Source organism: Paraeggerthella hongkongensis (assembly GCF_003726035.1).
In the GTDB taxonomy this organism is placed as follows: domain Bacteria; phylum Actinomycetota; class Coriobacteriia; order Coriobacteriales; family Eggerthellaceae; genus Paraeggerthella; species Paraeggerthella hongkongensis.
The window spans coordinates 1-15,526 of the sequence record NZ_QICD01000034.1; the positions used below are offsets into that span (position 1 = coordinate 1).

Consider the following 15,526-nt stretch of genomic DNA (forward strand, 5'->3'; position numbering starts at 1 on the left):
TCATGGACAGCCCCGAGCGCAGCCTGTGCTGGGTGGAGGCCGAGAACCGCAAGCACTCCATCCGCGCCATCCTGGCCTACCTGTGCCCGAAGACCGTCGAGGACGCGGCCGTGGCCGACGCCGCCGAAGCCCGCATGAATGCGGTGTTGAGCAAGATCGGCAAGTAGCAAAAGAGACCTTGGCGGGTTGCGCGGCGCGAGGCGCGCAACCCGTTCCCCATGATCGAGCGCTCCACCGGGCCGGGCCCGCGTCGCCAAGCCGGCGCGGCCCGGTGGAGCCGAACCCCTGGAAGGGGGATACGCATGAGCAACAAAGTTAAAAAGTTTTCATTCATGAGCGTGATCCTGTCGGTGATCTGCGTCGTGTTCGTGGCCGAGGCCGCAGCACCCGCAGCCGCCATCGGCAACCAGCAGTTCTTCTGGTGGATCTTCCTCATCATCACGTTCCTGCTTCCGTACGGCATGGTGGTGGCCGAGCTGGGGACCACCTACGATTCCGACGGCGGCTTGTACGACTGGATCCGCGAGGCGTTCGGCGACCGTTGGGGTAGCCGCGTGGCCTGGTACTATTGGATCAACTTCCCGCTGTGGATCGCGTCTTTGGCAACGCTGTTCCCCGATATTCTGGGCATGGTGTTCGGCGTCGAGTTCGAACTTGTCCCGGTGCTCGCCATCGAGCTGGCGTTCGTATGGATCGTCGTGTTCATGAGCTTTTCGAAGGTGTCCGATTCCGCGTGGATCCTCAACGGCGGCGCCATCCTCAAAGTGCTCATCGCGGTGTCGGTCGGCGGTCTGGGCATTTGGTACGCCATGAACAACGGCTTCGCCAGCGATATGTCCCCGGCTACGTTCGTTCCCGACCTCACCAACACCAACGCGCTTACGTACCTGTCCATCATCCTGTTCAACTTCATGGGCTTCGAGGTCATCTGCACGTTCGCCGGCGCCATGAAGAACCCCTCGCGCGACATTCCCAAGGCCATCATCTTGGGCGGTTTGGCCATCGCTGCGATCTACCTGTTCTGCTCGTTCGGCATCGGCGCTGCCATTCCGGCCGATCAGATCGATCCCGACTTCGGCATGATCTACGCGGTCATGACCATGGTGGGCGAGGCGTCCCCCATCTTCATGCTGATCTGCGTGGTGTTCCTGGTCACGCTGTTCGCGAACATGGCTTCCTGGTCCTTCGGCGTGAACTTCGTGGCCGACTATGCGGCGAAGCACGGCAACATGCCCAAGCTGTTCGCTCACGAAAACGCGAAGACCGGCATGCCCACGGGTGCGGCCATCATCAACGGCGTGGTGGCGTCCTTGGCCCTCATGCTGCAGTTGATCCCCATTCCGGCTATCTCCGAGGGCATCTTCTGGATGCTGTTCTCCATGAACGTCGTGTTCCTGCTGATCAGCTACATCCCCATGTTCACCGCGTTCCTGAGGCTGCGCAAGGTCGATCCGAACCGTCCGCGCGTGTTCACCTTCCCCTTCAAGGGCAAGCTCATGTACGTCATGCTGGCCGTCCCCGCCATCGAGTTGGTGCTGGCCATCATCGCCACCATCGTGCCGTTGAACGGCTCGGAAGAAGAGCTTTCGAAGATTCCGATGCTGGTGGGCGTGCTGGTGTTCGTCGTGCTGGGCGAGGTGGTGCGCGTTTGGTCGAAGCGCGGTCGCACGAACGAATACAAGGGCCTGACGCCCGAGTTGGCTGCCGAGCGCTTGGCTGAGGAAGCTGCCGAAGAGGCGCGCGAGGCTTCGCAGAGCGCTGCGGAGAAAGAACCCGAGGCTCAGCCGGTGGCGTAAACGCTGTGATTTCGATTGGACGGGCGGGGCGATTCGCAAGCCCCGTCCGTGGGAGAATCTACGAAACAGGATTTGCAAACCAAACAGAAAGGTGTGCATCATGAAGACGATTACCGAATCCCAGTCAACCCCGAAGGCCGACGGCTACCGCATGCCCGGCGAGTTCGAGCCGCAGACCCGCATTTGGATGGCGTGGCCGCACCGCACCGACACGTGGGCGTGGGGAGCGAAGCCCGCTCAGAAGCAGTACGCCGCAGTTGCGCGCGCTATCGCCGAGTTCGAGCCCGTCACCATGTGCGTGAACCAGGTCGACTACGCCAACGCCAAGGCTGTGTTCGAGGACGACGAGAACATTACCGTGATCGAGATGACCACCGACGACGCATGGGTGCGCGACACCGGCGCCACCTGGGTGGTCAACGACGAGGGCGACAAGCGCGCCGTGCATTGGCACTTCAACGCCTACGGCGGGTTCGAGAACGGCCTGTACTTCCCGTGGGACAAAGACGAGCAGATCGCGCTCAAGATGGCCGAGATGAGCGGATGCCGTCGCTACCGTCCCGAAAGCCTCATCCTTGAGGGCGGCTCCATCCACGTTGACGGCGAGGGCACGGTCGTCACCACGGACATGTGCCTGCTCGATCCTGGCCGCAACGCGTCCGTGACCGACTACGAGGCGTGGTCCGAAGAGCTGCGCGCGTACATGGACGAGGGTCTGAAGAACTACCTGGGCGTCGAAAAGGTCATCTGGGTGAAGGACGGCATCGACCCCGAGGAGACGAACGGTCACATCGACGACGTGGCGTGCTTCGTGGCCCCCGGCAAGATGCTGTGCATCTGGTCCGACGATCCGGACTACCCGTTCTACAACGAGTGCCATGCCGCCTACGAGACGCTTTCCAACGCCGTGGACGCCAAGGGCCGCAAGCTTGAAGTGACGAAACTCGTCATGCCCGTGAAGCCGCTGTACATGGACCAGGCGTCCTGCGACTCCATCGACACCGAGGAATATGCCGAGCCGCGCGTGGCCGACGAGCCGCTGATCGCGTCCTACATGAACTTCCTCATCGTCAACGGCGGCGTTATCGTGCCGCAGTACGGCGACGAGAACGACGTGCTGGCCGTCCAGCAGATCCAGGCCGCGTTCGACGAGGCCTGGGGCGAGGGCGCGTACAAGGCCGTGGGCGTGAAGACCGACCAGGTGGTCTTCGGCGGCGGCAACATCCACTGCATCACGCAGCAGGAGCCTGCCGGCAAGTAGGTTGACCGATTGCGGCGGCTTGCGCTTTGCCCAGGTCGCCGCAGTGCAATTCCGCCTTTTCCGCGAAGCCGTTTGGTTCGATGCGAAAATCCGGTGCGCACCGGGCATGGGGCCAGGCGGCCAAAGAGCGACCCTTATCGCCAGGGTCGCTCTTTTTAATGGAGCAGGGGGACGGGCTATTGCCTTCGTCCCCCTGCTCCATTCACGTCTTCGTCTTGCCGGTTTGCTCGTTTCCCGTCGAGCGTGATGGCTACGACTTCTTGGTGATCTCCGTCTTGCATTTCGGGCAGACCACGCGCAAGGTGCCTTTGCCGCGCGGAACCGAAAGGGCTTGGCCGCAGTTCTTGCAGGTGAAGTACAGCGTGGTTTTGCGGTTGACCCACTTCTTCTTGGCCAGGGCGTACGCGCGTTTCGGCTTGGCCATGATGCGCTCGTACACGGCGTTTTCTTTGCGTCGTTGGGCGAAGTTCTTGGAGCAGGTGCGAAACAGGGCCAAGGCCATGCTTGTCAGCGCGACCCATGAGAATGCTTCCAGATAAGGAAGCACGGACAGCAGCATGGAGATGATGCCCAGCGCCATGAGCCCGTTCGACAGCCCGTCCAGTCCGTAACGCCCTTGCATCCATTGGGCCGTTTTCAATGCCATGCGTTGGAAAAAGTCCTTCACGTGTGTTGCCTTTCGCCGAGTAAGCGGATGCGGTTTCGTAGAGTGTCATTCTACCGCAGAGCGCCCTGCGGGCTCCGAGTTTTAAGCTGCTGCAGGGCGCGCTCCCACGATACGGGGTTTGCGAAATGCGCACGAGCCGGCTTCGCGCCTGTTGCCCAACGGTTTATTAGCCTTGCGACGGAAGAAGACATCGTTGTGGCTGGGCAGCTGATGCCACGTGCGCTCGACTCGGTGGCTGCTGCCCGCGTTGGCAGCGGGCATCCTGTTTTTGCGCGATTCTTCCTCCAATGTTGCGTTCGAAGGGCCTGCCAAGGGGATGTCTTCGATGCGATTGTGCGTTTTGCCTGGTCGTAAGTGCTTACTGTCGATGTGCGGGTCTCGGTATGCGCTCGCGCGCAACATTTTGGGAAGAATCGTGCATTTGGGCGCGCGAGCGTGGTCGTCGGCCCGCTCGCGCCGACCTTGGTTTGGGTAGGGGCGCGTGCGAAATGTGGGCGCAAATGAGGACCCGTGACACGATATCGGGAGCCAGAAACGCGCTTTTGCGTCTTGAGGGAGCGCCCTGTTTCTGCGCCTTGCAATATGCGTAAAGCTCCCGCACGTTTTCGGTTAGCGCGGCGCGACGTAGCAGAGGCGTGGGCGCGTGCCGCCTTGGAACGTGAGGCTCGCCAGCAAGCCGCCCTGCTCCATGGCGCGTAGGATCTCGTAGTGTAGAAGCTCCTTCTCGATGACGGGAGTCATGGTCTGCCGACCGTTCGCGCGCGAGCTGGGCGGCGTAGGCGTTGAAGTCGATTTTGGGCATGCGGCTTTCCTTCGTCGACGAGGTCGAGTGAAGGGCGCTCTCGAGCGTCTGGCCGAGTGTGCGACCCGATTCGTCCAGCACGATGGCAAGGTCGCGCTTGCGGAGCGCGTAGCGTCCGCGAGCGTCCCGATCCAGCAGTATATTGAGCGCATCTTGTAGCTTCATGCTGTCTATGGTCAACGCAAATACGATGAAGGACGGGTATCTACGTGCGTCGCCAACGCCCCGTTCGCGTCTGCGCTATCGGAGCTCGTTTATCCCGCCATTTATCCCGCCATTTATCCCGCCATTTATCCCGCCATTTATCTTTAGGCCGCTTTTGTCAGGCTTTATGAAGGATTTGTTCCGTCATCTGCATCGCTTAAAACCATCCAGCTGCCGGTTTTGTTCGAGCCTTTTCGGGTGATGAGCCCTGCGTCTCGAAGCTCTTTGAGCGAGCGCTCGACTGTTCGGATCGACCTGTGTGTTCGTTCGGAAATTTGCGCCACGGTCAAATCGGATTCGGCTTTGACCGCACGGAAGACGTCCAGCGCTGTCCGGGAAAGCGTCCAGTCGGGTTTCGGGGCGGTTGTTGCCTGCGCTTCCCGTTCGGACATCGCCGCGAACGGATCGTTGCGGTGGAAGACCACGGTGGTTCCGTTCGTGTCCTTCTGGTACTCGAGTTTGATGCCCTCGGCATCGCAAAGTTTTTTAATACGGGGGAGGCCCGTGCCGAAGGACTCGATCTCCTTGGATAGGAACAGCGCCTTGGCGATGAGTTTGTTCCTGCTGGTGGACGACTTGTCCTCGCCCAACAGGTGAGCTTCCGGTGTTTTGCCGTGCGGGAACCAGCCGGGGCTGAAGATCTCGACGCTGTCAGGGTAAACTTCCACTTGGATTGCCAGATCGGAGCGGTACGAACGGTGCGCGAACGCGTTGAGGATGGCCTCGCGCACAGCGTCCATGGGAAGCTCCGGTATCTCGTCACGCTCGATCTTGCCGGTGAACACGGCCCTTCTCCTGATGCTGCTGAGCACGTAGAACTCGGCTTTGCGCGCCAGCTCGAACAAGGTGCCTTGCTCCTGCTGGATGTCCAGGATGTCGACTCTCTGGTGGTTGGCGAAGATGGCCATCTTGAGCATGGGGTAGAAGGATTCGCAGAACAGCACCTCGGCCGCGTTGGTGAGCCGTCCTTCCCGTACGAGCCCCAAACGCGTGAGCGTGCTCTCCACGCCTTCGTACGCGAAGCTGATGCGACCGCATGCGTTGCCGCGCTCGATGTAGGCGCGCAACTCTTTCTCGCTGACGTCGGCGACGTTGCGCTGCGAAAGCCGCGAATCCCAAGGGTTGATCCGATCTTCGGCCTCGACCGCCATGCGGCGCACCTCCGCCGGTGCCATGAGCACGTCCTCGTCCGCGACGCGGATGCGGTAGGCGCCCCTGCAGGCGTAAGGAGCGTCGCTTCCGGAAAAGTCTACGCGCACGTAGCGGCGCCCCTCGTCGTCGAGCGCTTCGACGACGGGATGCACGCGCGGGTCGATGGCGCAGCCGATTGCTTGGCTCACCTCCCGCAGCGTCGATTCCGCCACGTCTTGCCCGCACACCTCGCCGTCCGGCTTCACGCCGAAGTACAGCGTGCCGCTCCCGTGCTTGTTGAGGATCGCGGCCACCGAGACAGCCGCCTCCTTGAGCTCGGAAGTCGATTTCTTGAACTCGATCCGCTCGGTTTCATGCCCCAGGTTCATGCTGTCGCCCCCTCCTTTTTTAGGAGAAGCATAGCACATTATAGCGAACATTTGTACTAATTTTACTACTGGATGGTATTGCTTTTCGCAAGCCGCTCCCGCCCCGTCAGTATCGTTCGATGAAAAAATCTATCTTCAACGCCAGCTGGATGCTGAGCACGTCGTCGCTCGAATCCAGGTTGAATCCGAGCAGCTTCTTCTGCTCGGACGGCGAGCTCCCGTAGAACACGCGGTCGAGCAGCAGGTTGTTGTAGCGCTGCTCGTGCTTGCGCATCTCGTGCAGTGCCACCATCAGTCCCAGCTGCTCGAGCATCACGTTCTCGTCGGGAAGCACCCGGCTCATGCGCTCGTGCGCCAGCATGAGGACGTAGCGCTGGGCTTCTCGACGTTCGCGGCGCCGTTCCAGGCGCTTCCCGACGGCGGTGGGCTCCAAAACGGGTTTCGTCGATGCGCGCGGCGACATCGAGACGTGTACCCCAACCGCCGCGGCCTTCCCGGCGTTCGTCACCATCGCAGGCATCCCGTTCGCCTACTCCATCGTTAACGGTATCGCCTTCCTCGCATTCGGTTAGGGCGCACCCGGCGGCCCGTCTGCATGCGTTCTCGCCTTGGCGACACACAACCCCCCCCTCGTGCGAACGCTGCGGTGAAACCGAACTGCGATCTCGCGGTGGGCTCATGCCCTCCTCGTTTTCGGCCAGGTGAAACTCCGAAGCTTGCCTGGCACCGTCAGGAGCTTCGCCCTTGGAGTCCCAGGATCCTTGTCACGAAGGCGAATTTTGTGTCGTCGAAGCACGTTCGCGTGCTAGAATAGCCGCAACGAAGAGCCAGTGCGGACGCCCTTTCTCTTGAAGCGGCCCATTGCGGAAACCGTTCCCGTGTTTCCCCTACCACGTTCGCAGGATCCTCTGAAGCCCAGGGCTCAAAGGGGGTCGCGTGTCTTCGTCTGTCTTCCGATCGGAATTCGGCACGCACGTCCAGGGGCGGTTCGCATGAGCGCGCCGACGATATGCTTCGGACATCGAACCGCGTTCCAGATGCTGCGCACGACGGATCCGGCCGCTTTCGCCGTGTTGCGAGGCAGCGCGTGCAGGCCCCCCGAGCAAGCGCCGCTCGTCGGCGAGCTCGAGCGAGCTATCGAGAAGCTCCAAACAGCCCATCCCGGCATTCTTGTCGAGAGTCCTGCGCATGTCCTGGTGTCCAGCGCTGCCGGGCGCCGTCCGTCGCGCGCATGCAGGGCGCATGTGTGCACGTCGCAGCTCCAAGGCCGGGCGTTGCTTCGGCTTGGCGGGGGCGTGGCTGTGGGCGCTGCGGCCCTCGCCCTTGCGCATGCTGCGGCGCAGGAGGAGGGCATGATCGCGCTTTTGCGGCTCGTTTACGAAGCATGCGGCACGTACCAAACCCGACTTACCGGCGTGCCGGACGCCTATCGGGTGAAACCTCTCGTCTCCGTTCGGGCGATTGCTGACTTCGCCATGCGCAACCCGTCGCTTCGCGGATCGAGGCGGTTAGCGGACGTTCTACGCTATGCGGCTGACGGCTCCGCTTCTGCGCGCGAGACGCAAAATGCTCTCGTCCTCGGCATGCCCATGATGCATGGCGGGCTGGGGTTGGGAATCCCCCGCATGAACTACGAGGTGAAGGCGAGTCCGACCGCGCGGGCGCTTACCGGCAAGTCGAGCTTTCGCTGCGATTTGTGCTGGCCGGAGGCGAAGCTTGACGTGGAGTACCAAAGCCGGAAATGCCATGAAGGGGAGGAGATGCGCATCTCGGACTCGAGGAGGACGAACGCTCTCCTCTCCATGGGGTGGACGGTCATCGGCATCACGAACGACGAGCTGAACAGCGTGGTTGCCACCGACGCGATAGCCGAGACGATCCGCCGTCATCTCGGCAAGCGCACTCCGGTGAGGGTTTCGCATTATCACGAGAGGAAGCTCAAGCTCAGGAGGCAGCTCGGGCTTCCGATAGGGTACGACGACCTTCGGTGCACGTGATTTCCCTTTGATGGCACAAAAAGCACCTTCGTGCGAAACTGATTAAGAAGTCGCAGAGGGGTTGAGACGCTTCCATACCTGAAAGGCCAGTTCGCAAGGGTGGGTACTTTGCGGGGATTCGCTTCCGATGCAGCCCGGGAGGTTCGTGCGATTCGCACGAGGGAGGTTTTCGTGCGGAAAACGGAGGAACGCGTGCAGAACGCCCGGGCGGCGCGCTTGCCCACCTCCACGGTGCCCGTAAAGTTCTCCATGAAGTTCTGGTACGCGACGTTCTTCGTGTAGGCTTCGAGCATCTGGTAGGGCGTGAGCGCCTGTTCGGCCCAGTGGTGCATGTCGGCGTCCTCCTCACCGATGTAGGCGGCCTCCAGGTAAGGTTCGATCATGACGGCCGTACCGCTCTCGATTACGCCGTCGTAGAAGATCTTCGCCGTGTTGGCAATCGTCATCTCGGAGTCGAAGCTGGCGCTTCCCTTGATGGCGGCCAGCGCCTCGTCGTAGGTGCAGGTGGGTTCCATCGTGGTTGCGATGCGCATGCGCGGCTTGAGTCTGCCCTCCTCGTCAAGGCGGTGGTGCAGCTCGTTGATGTTCAGGCCGCCGCGCGTGATGTTGGTGATGCCCGTGAAGCCGGGCGAGAGGGTCACGCCGCCGTCGGCGCCGGGACGGTCTCGGTTGACGCGCAGCCGGCGAGGCCCCCGGTCATGAACCCCAGCGCGGCGATCGCGGACCCTGCCACGAACGAGCGCCTCGTGAGCAGCGCGCGTGCATGCGTTCCGACCGCGCCTACGGCCCTACGACTTCCTCGTCTCCTTCTTGCATTTGGGGCAGACAACGCGCAGCGTTCCCTCGCCGCGCGGGACGGAGAGCGCGGTGCCGCATCCCTTGCATTTGAAGTAACGCGTCGTGGCGCGGTTCGCCCAAGCCTTCTTCGCCATCGCGTAGGTGCGCTTCGGGCCCTTCATGACGCGCTCGTAGGTCTCGTTCTCTTTGCGGCGTCGGGCGAAGTTCTTAGACAGGCTGCGGAAGATGGCGATGGCCAGGCAAACGAACGAGAGCAGCGAGAACGCGCCGAGCCCCGGGATGATTGACAACAGAAGCGCGATGACGCCGAGCGCGACCAGCCCGTTCGACAGGCTGTCGTTGCCGTAGCGCCCTTGTATCCAGCGCGTCAGGTTCATCGTCATGTCCTGCAGAAACGACTTCATGCGACAGCGCCTCCCGCTTCCCGGCCTTCGTTCGCGCCCTTCGGTTCGAGTTTCACCCGAAGGGCGTGTCCGTATACGATACGGCGTTCCCCCCGCCGACGCCCCCCGTCGTTGCCGAATGGTCACGGACTCGTGCTCGCAAAACTCTCGGGTTGGTTCGATGGCACCGGATGCGTTTTCGGCGCCATGACCGTCCGGCGAAACCGAGAACCATCATCGCTAGGCTTATATATTTGCTAGAATAGTCATGAATCAAAATTGGATAATCGCTGGTGGCATAAGAGGTTCCTTACGAGAGGGGCGGTGGCATGGGGGAGAAGGAAAGCGTTTCACGGGATGACATCCCCGACGTGGAAACGATCAAGGAGGCGGCTCTGAAAGCCCTTTCGAGCGGCCGGCAGAGGTCGTTCGGGTCGTTTGAGCATGGGGTGGCGAAGCTGCTCGGCCTTTCTCCGCAACAGGAACGTTACCGCGTTTCCGGCAGCGCGACGCCGCTTTTCGCGAACCGGGTTGAGAAGGCCCGCGCCGAACTGCGCAAGGAGGGGCTCGTCGAGTACCCCGACGCCGGCAAGGTCAGGCTCGCCGAGGCCGGCAAGGCGCGCATCGCAGGCGTCGCTTCCGACCAGGCTCTGCCGCCGCAGCCTGAAGCGCAAGAACTCGTGTCCGACGCGCCTCTCTACGAGCCGCCTCGCCGCGGGGCGCCCGACGGCAAGAAGGCGGCGGCGCCGCTCGAAGGAGGCGTGGTGGTGTTCCCGGAGCCGGAGAAGAAGGCGAAGTCGCCCAACTTGCCGCTCATTCTGGCCGTGGTCGGGCTCCTGCTGTGCTTCACCGGCGTCCTCGCGTTCGCCGGTGTGCTGTGCGGCGTCGCCTCGCTCGCGCTCGTCTACCGGGACAAGAAGCGCGCCGATGCCGCATCCTTGCCTCCGCGCCGCCCCACGGCGACGCTCGCCGTGGCCGCGTGCGCGGTCGCGCTTGGCCTCGTCATGTCCGCCGGCGCCCTCGCGGGCGGCAGTCAGGCTCCACCGCAGGGGGGTCCCGATCCTTCGGCTGTCCAGCAGCAGCCCGCCGCTCCCGCTCAGGAGGGCGAGCTGAGCTTCGTCGTCAACGGCAGCGGCGAATCGCTGCCCGCATCGGTGACCGTGCTCGTCACCGGTACGCAGGACGACGGCACGAAGGTCGACGACAGGCACGAGGCCGCGCTCGGCAAAAGCTACGTGCTTGCCTACCCGGCCGGAACGTACGTCTTCAAGCTCGATCCCTCGTCTTTGAAGGTGGGCGAGAGCGTTTTCGCATCTGATTCGGTGAAGTGCTCCTTCGACGGCACGAAGGATCAGACGGCCCGCTTGTCCCTGAAGCTCGATGCCGAGAGCATGGCCAAGATCGAGGCGGAGAAGGAGGCCGAGCGCCAGAAGGCCGAGGAGGAAGCTGCCGCGGCGAAGGCGGCCGAGGAACAGGCCGCAGCGGCGGCGGCCGCCGAGCAGGAAGCAGCCGTCGCGGCTGCCGCAGTCTCGGGAGGAGGCGGCGGGGTCGGCGGAGACGACGTCACGGTCTACATCACGAAGACGGGCGAGAAGTTCCACCGCGACGGATGCCAGTACCTGAAGAAAAGCCAAATTCCCATCTCGCGCTCAAACGCGATCGCGCAAGGCTACGGCGCCTGCTCAAAATGCAATCCATAGAACGGGAAGAAGGGGGCGCTTGGAAAAGGCGCCCCCTTCTTCCCTCTCGCAGCATGCGGATCGGCTCGTGCCGCCCCTACGCCGGGCGGATCACCAGTTCTCGAATCAGGCTGTCGTTCAGGCTGCAGGATCCGTCGTTGCAGTTTTCTATCTGGGCGAATGCATGGATGATGGCGCCGTTGTAGTCGGCGTAGAAGTTCACCACGCGATCGTTCACCACGCGAGGATCCCGCATGGTGAAGCCCCCGAAGACGAACTTGTTATGGAAGAACATCTCGATGGAATTGCGTCCGTACAAAAAAGCGTTCTGCCGCTTCACCATGGAGGGGCAGTAATCGACCAGGCGACATTCCTCGGTGAAGCAAGCGGCCAGCGCCCGGTGGTCTTTGGCCTGCATCGCGGCGACGAAATCGTTGATGACCATGGCTGCCTCCTAGTAGACTTTCTCGGAATTGAGCAGGGCGTCGGTGCCGCCGTCCACGAACAGGACCACGCCGTTGATGCCGCACGCTTCGGGGGAGGCGATGAACGCCATGGCGTTGGCGATCTCGACGGGCTCCATGAGCGGCTCTTCCCCGAAATGCGTCGGAACGGGGATGGCTTCCATGGCCGCGCGCTGCTCGGGCAGCATGTTGTCGGTCATGGCGGTGCGCACGTTGCCGGGGGCGACCGCGTTCAGGCGAACGCCGCGCGATCCCCACTCGGGGCTCATGCGGCGCACCCAGCGGGCGAGCGCGTATTTCGTGGATGCGTAGTACACGTGCCCGATGGCGGGATCCACGTCTTTGACCAGATCGATGATGCGGTCTTCGTCGGGATGGTCGTTCAGCATGCCGGCCACGTCCATGCGCGCGGCTCCTTGCGCGATGGAGTTCGACGACGTGACGGTGCAGCTTCCGCCGCGCTTTTTCAGCAGGTCGAGCACGCCGCACGCCATCTCGGTGGCGCCGAAATAGTTGAGCGATATGATGAGCGGTATAGGGGCCTTGCCGCCCGAAACGCCCGCGTTGCAGATCATGGCGTCGATGCCTTCGGGGTAGCGCTCATGCAGTTCGGCGATAGCGCCCGCGCGCCCTTCCTTCGTGGCAAGGTTCGCGTTGATGTCGCCCCCGTTCAGGTCTATGTTGACCACCTCGTGGCCGCGATCGCGCAGGATTTCGGCGGTTTTCGCGCCGATGCCGCTTGTGGCTCCGGTGATGACGTAGATGCCCATGCCCGTCCTTCCTCCGCAAGGCGCCGCTCTCCCTTGCTGATGATGGTTGTCGTTTCGCTTCGAATCGTAGCAAGTTCTTGCGCGCGAGGTTTGCCGCAGCGGGCCAGCGGTCGGTTGGCTTTCATGCGCGGGCTGCGCGATTCGGCGAGCGGCGCATGCGCACGAACGTGCAGACCGTCGGCTTTTTGCCGCGCGCCTTTCGTTTGCGAACGGGTTCGCGCCCCCGTTTCCCGCGTCCTTTAGAAATCCTTGAGAAACGCCGTTTATCGTGAGGGGCGAAGGAAGCGAAGGAAAGGAAAGCCACCATGAGCTACCTGCTTGAAACCAAGAACCTCACGAAGCGATTCGGGCGCGGGTCGGGCGCCCAAACGGCGGTCGATCGCGTGTCCTTGCATGTTCCCGAAGGGGCCGTGTACGGGCTTTTGGGCCCGAACGGGGCGGGGAAGTCCACCGTGCTCAAGATGGTCGCCGGCATGCTGCATCCCACTGAGGGGGACATCTTGCTCGACGGGCGTCCTTGGCGCCGCGGCGACCTGTACCGCATCGGAGCGCTCATAGAGACGCCGCCGGTGTATCCCAACCTTACGGCTTGGGAGAATCTGCGCGTGCGCGCCACGCTGTTGGGCGTTTCCGAGTCCCGCATCGGGGAAGTGCTGCAGACGGTCGATCTGACTGCAACCGGCAAGAAGCGCGCGGGGCAGTTCTCGATGGGCATGAAGCAGCGCTTGGGCATTGCGCTCGCGCTGCTCGGTTGCCCGCGCTTGCTCATCCTGGACGAGCCGACCAACGGGCTTGATCCCATCGGCATCGAGGAGCTGCGCGGTCTGATACGCTCGCTGCCCCAGCAAGGCGTGACGGTTGTGGTGTCGAGCCATATTCTGACCGAGGTGTCGCATACGGCGGATCACGTGGGCATCATCGCCGAAGGCTGTTTGGCGCACGAGGGCGAGCTTGCGCCCGGTGCCGATCTCGAGCGGCTGTTCATGGACGTGTGCCGTCGGGTGGCGGTGGAGCGCGGGGCTGCCGGCGAGGACGGGGGCGTGCGATGACGGGGCGGCGAGCAGGCGGGCGTGCGGAAGCTGCGGAATCGCTGCATGCGTGCGCTGAACGCGCCGAACGCTCTTCCGCGTTTGCCGTCTATACGGCAGCCTTCAGGGCCGAGGCGCTCAAGGGCAAGCGCGCCGCGCCTCGCAAGATCGCCTTGGTCGCTCCGCTGCCGTTCTGCGCGATGGGCATGGCGGCGGCCGGCGTCTTCGGCGGCGGCGCGATCGGGGCGTTCGCCACGTACGGCTGGAACTACTGGTACGCGCTCATGCTTCCCGTTGCCGTCGCGCTCGTGACCGCGTCGATCGCCAACATCGATGCGCGGCAGAAGCTGCGGCCCGTTCTTGGGCTGCCGCTGCCGCCATCGAGCGCGTGGTGGGCCAAGGTTGCGTACGCGCTGGTGCTTGCGCTGGCTGCGAACTTGGTGGTGCTGACGGCCGGCGTTGCGGCGGACCTTCTGGGCTGCGATGCGCCGTCTGCGGCGGCGGGCCTGGTCACGGCGGTGTTACTGGTTGTTGGAAACGCCTGGATGGTGCCGGTGGGGCTTGCGCTCACCACGCGCTTCGGCACGCTTGCGGGCATCGCGGTTCCCGTCATGCTGCAACTGGGAATGGGCATCGCGTTCTGGACGAGTCCCGCATGGTTCCTCTTTCCTCCGGCAACGACCCTGTGCGCGGCGTCGCCGTTCATGGGAGTCGCGCCTTCGGGCGTGCCGCTTGAGGCGGGCGACCCGCTGGGATCGTTCGGATGGGAGGCGATGCTGGGGCTTGGCATCGCCGTCGCGGTCTTCGTCGTGCTGGCCGTGCTCGGCGCGCGATGGTATGGAAGGCGGGAAGCGAAATGACGGTTCGGATGACGTTCGGGCGTGCGGTTCGCTCGGAGATCGTACGCGTGCGCCGCTCGCCGCTTGTGGGGATGCACCTCGCGATCGCATTGGCTCTGGGGGCGGCCGCCGGTGGGTACTTCGCGTGCGCCGCTTGGGACAGCCTGCTGGGCGCCGATGCGTTCTTCCAGTTGCTGGGTGCCGGCGCGCCCCTGATCGTGGGTTTGTCGTGCGGCCTTTCCGTGGATGCGGAGCGCGAGGCGGGCGATTGCGCGAACCTGCTGGGCGTGCCGTCGCGCAGGCTCGCGTTCGCGGCGAAGGGAGCGGTGCTGCTGGCGCTCGGCTTTGCAGCTGCGCTTGTCGCGGCGGTGCTGTTCTGGGGGATCGTCGCCGCGGCGGGGCGGGACGTTCCTTCGCTGGCGGCGTGCCTTGCGGGCGCGTGCGGCATCGCGGCGGGCAGCGCGGCGCTGTACGCCCTTTCGCTGTGGGTCGCGCTGCGCTTCGGTCGCAATGTGGCCATCGGGTTGGGCGCGATCGGCTTCGGCGTGGCGCTCGCTTCGATGGGCGGGTTGGCGAATGGGCTGGTCACTGGCACGTTGAGCGGGTCGTTCGGCGCGAACGCTGCCGCCTTCATCCCGTTTGCATGGCCCTCGCGCTTCGCATCGCTGGCCATCGAGCTGGCGATAGCCGGTCCGCTGTCGGCCGGGGCGCAGGTTGCGGCGGCGCTCGTTGGCGCGCTTCTGCGCATCGGCGTCGTGTGCGCCGTTTCGACGGTTGCGCTCTCGACGCTGCTTCTGGCGCGCGTGGATTGCTATGAGGACAAGAGGCGTGCCGGGGAGTAAAGTGCTCGAGGTACAATGAAGCCGAAAAGGCCGATGTCGTGCAAGGGGTGCTTGTGAGACATCGGCCTGCGGCGATGAGAGGCGAAAGGAGCGGCATGGCTCGCTTGCTGGTGATCGATGACGAGAGGGCGATTCTCGATGCGCTTGCGCGCGTGCTCGAGCGGGACGGTCATACGGTGGTTGCGGAATCCCGTTCGACGCGCGTGCTCGATCTTGACCTTGCTCGGTTCGATCTTGTCATCACCGATGTGATGATGCCCGACATGGACGGCTTCGAGCTGGTGCGCCGCATGCGCGATCGGGTAGATTGCCCCATCCTGTTCCTTACCGCCAAGACCGAGGAAGGCGATGCCGTGATCGGCTACGGCCTGGGAGCCGACGACTACATCCGCAAGCCGTGCGGAGCGGCCGAGTTGCGCGCGAAGGTGGCGGCTCATCTGCGACGCGAGCAGCGCGACCACCATGTGGCGCTGGCG

The 15,526-nt window shown here is 63.6% G+C and carries 15 protein-coding genes and 2 pseudogenes; 9 read left to right on the top strand and 8 right to left on the bottom strand.

The features are described 5' to 3' along the window. From DMP08_RS12665 to aguA, 3 genes and pseudogenes are all read left to right on the top strand, one after another. A pseudogene (locus DMP08_RS12665) lies at positions 1 to 167 on the top strand (putrescine carbamoyltransferase); the annotation flags it as partial. A gap of 135 nt (positions 168 to 302) precedes the next feature. Continuing rightward, entirely contained in the window at positions 303 to 1,796 is a 1,494-nt protein-coding gene (locus DMP08_RS11240) for an APC family permease (protein ID WP_123192976.1), read from the top strand. A 100-nt stretch (positions 1,797 to 1,896) separates the two neighbouring features. Beyond that, positions 1,897 to 3,057, top strand: coding sequence for an agmatine deiminase (gene aguA / locus DMP08_RS11245; protein WP_123192977.1), 1,161 nt, complete (start codon positions 1,897 to 1,899; stop codon positions 3,055 to 3,057). A 250-nt stretch (positions 3,058 to 3,307) separates the two neighbouring features. Here the strand turns inward: aguA and DMP08_RS11250 are convergent, their stop codons facing one another. From DMP08_RS11250 to DMP08_RS11270, 4 genes are all read right to left on the bottom strand, one after another. Next, complete coding sequence (locus DMP08_RS11250; RefSeq protein WP_244596961.1) at positions 3,308 to 3,703, bottom strand: hypothetical protein; 396 nt, start codon at positions 3,701 to 3,703, stop codon at positions 3,308 to 3,310. Positions 3,704 to 4,333: 630 nt separating this feature from the next. After that, on the bottom strand, positions 4,334 to 4,465 hold the full coding sequence (locus DMP08_RS12750) for a hypothetical protein (RefSeq protein ID WP_280176558.1): 132 nt from the start codon (positions 4,463 to 4,465) through the stop codon (positions 4,334 to 4,336). Between the two features lie 390 nt (positions 4,466 to 4,855). Further along, positions 4,856 to 6,250 (bottom strand): RNA-binding domain-containing protein, encoded by a 1,395-nt coding sequence (locus DMP08_RS11265; protein ID WP_161555465.1) that lies wholly within the window; start codon positions 6,248 to 6,250, stop codon positions 4,856 to 4,858. Between the two features lie 106 nt (positions 6,251 to 6,356). Next, on the bottom strand, positions 6,357 to 6,770 hold the full coding sequence (locus DMP08_RS11270; RefSeq protein WP_123192981.1) for a hypothetical protein: 414 nt from the start codon (positions 6,768 to 6,770) through the stop codon (positions 6,357 to 6,359). Between the two features lie 472 nt (positions 6,771 to 7,242). On the opposite strand from DMP08_RS11270, the gene DMP08_RS11275 reads away from it, so the two are divergent. Further along, positions 7,243 to 8,247, top strand: a complete 1,005-nt coding sequence (locus DMP08_RS11275; protein ID WP_123192982.1) for a DUF559 domain-containing protein — start codon at positions 7,243 to 7,245, stop codon at positions 8,245 to 8,247. Here the strand turns inward: DMP08_RS11275 and DMP08_RS11280 are convergent. Next, positions 8,175 to 8,888, bottom strand: a complete 714-nt coding sequence (locus tag DMP08_RS11280; RefSeq protein ID WP_123192983.1) for an amidohydrolase family protein — start codon at positions 8,886 to 8,888, stop codon at positions 8,175 to 8,177. The genes DMP08_RS11275 and DMP08_RS11280 overlap by 73 nt on opposite strands. Before the next feature lie 147 nt (positions 8,889 to 9,035). Beyond that, the gene (locus tag DMP08_RS11285) at positions 9,036 to 9,449 is read right to left on the bottom strand and encodes a hypothetical protein (protein ID WP_123192984.1); all 414 of its coding nucleotides are present in this window, start codon (positions 9,447 to 9,449) and stop codon (positions 9,036 to 9,038) included. Between the two features lie 308 nt (positions 9,450 to 9,757). On the opposite strand from DMP08_RS11285, the gene DMP08_RS11290 reads away from it, so the two are divergent. Then, positions 9,758 to 11,128 carry a winged helix-turn-helix domain-containing protein gene (locus DMP08_RS11290; RefSeq protein WP_123192985.1) on the top strand — a complete coding sequence of 457 codons (1,371 nt, stop codon included), beginning with the start codon at positions 9,758 to 9,760 and terminating at the stop codon, positions 11,126 to 11,128. A 76-nt stretch (positions 11,129 to 11,204) separates the two neighbouring features. Here the strand turns inward: DMP08_RS11290 and DMP08_RS11295 are convergent, their stop codons facing one another. Further along, positions 11,205 to 11,552, bottom strand: coding sequence for a hypothetical protein (locus DMP08_RS11295; RefSeq protein ID WP_123192986.1), 348 nt, complete (start codon positions 11,550 to 11,552; stop codon positions 11,205 to 11,207). A gap of 9 nt (positions 11,553 to 11,561) precedes the next feature. Beyond that, positions 11,562 to 12,341 (bottom strand): SDR family oxidoreductase, encoded by a 780-nt coding sequence (locus DMP08_RS11300; RefSeq protein WP_123192987.1) that lies wholly within the window; start codon positions 12,339 to 12,341, stop codon positions 11,562 to 11,564. Positions 12,342 to 12,646: 305 nt separating this feature from the next. Between DMP08_RS11300 and DMP08_RS11305 the strand changes: the two genes are divergently transcribed. The 4 genes and pseudogenes from DMP08_RS11305 to DMP08_RS12830 form a co-directional block, all read left to right on the top strand. Continuing rightward, positions 12,647 to 13,390, top strand: a complete 744-nt coding sequence (locus tag DMP08_RS11305; protein WP_123192988.1) for a lantibiotic protection ABC transporter ATP-binding protein — start codon at positions 12,647 to 12,649, stop codon at positions 13,388 to 13,390. Beyond that, positions 13,387 to 14,229: a lantibiotic immunity ABC transporter MutE/EpiE family permease subunit gene (locus tag DMP08_RS11310; RefSeq protein ID WP_244596962.1), complete on the top strand. Its 843-nt coding sequence runs from the start codon at positions 13,387 to 13,389 to the stop codon at positions 14,227 to 14,229. Before DMP08_RS11305 ends, DMP08_RS11310 begins: the two co-directional genes overlap by 4 nt. Next, positions 14,226 to 15,050: an ABC-2 family transporter permease gene (locus DMP08_RS11315; RefSeq protein ID WP_123192989.1), complete on the top strand. Its 825-nt coding sequence runs from the start codon at positions 14,226 to 14,228 to the stop codon at positions 15,048 to 15,050. The genes DMP08_RS11310 and DMP08_RS11315 overlap by 4 nt, the downstream gene beginning before the upstream one ends. Positions 15,051 to 15,145: 95 nt before the next feature. Then, positions 15,146 to 15,466 (top strand): annotated as a pseudogene (locus DMP08_RS12830) (response regulator); the annotation flags it as partial. Positions 15,467 to 15,526: the final 60 nt, after the last annotated feature.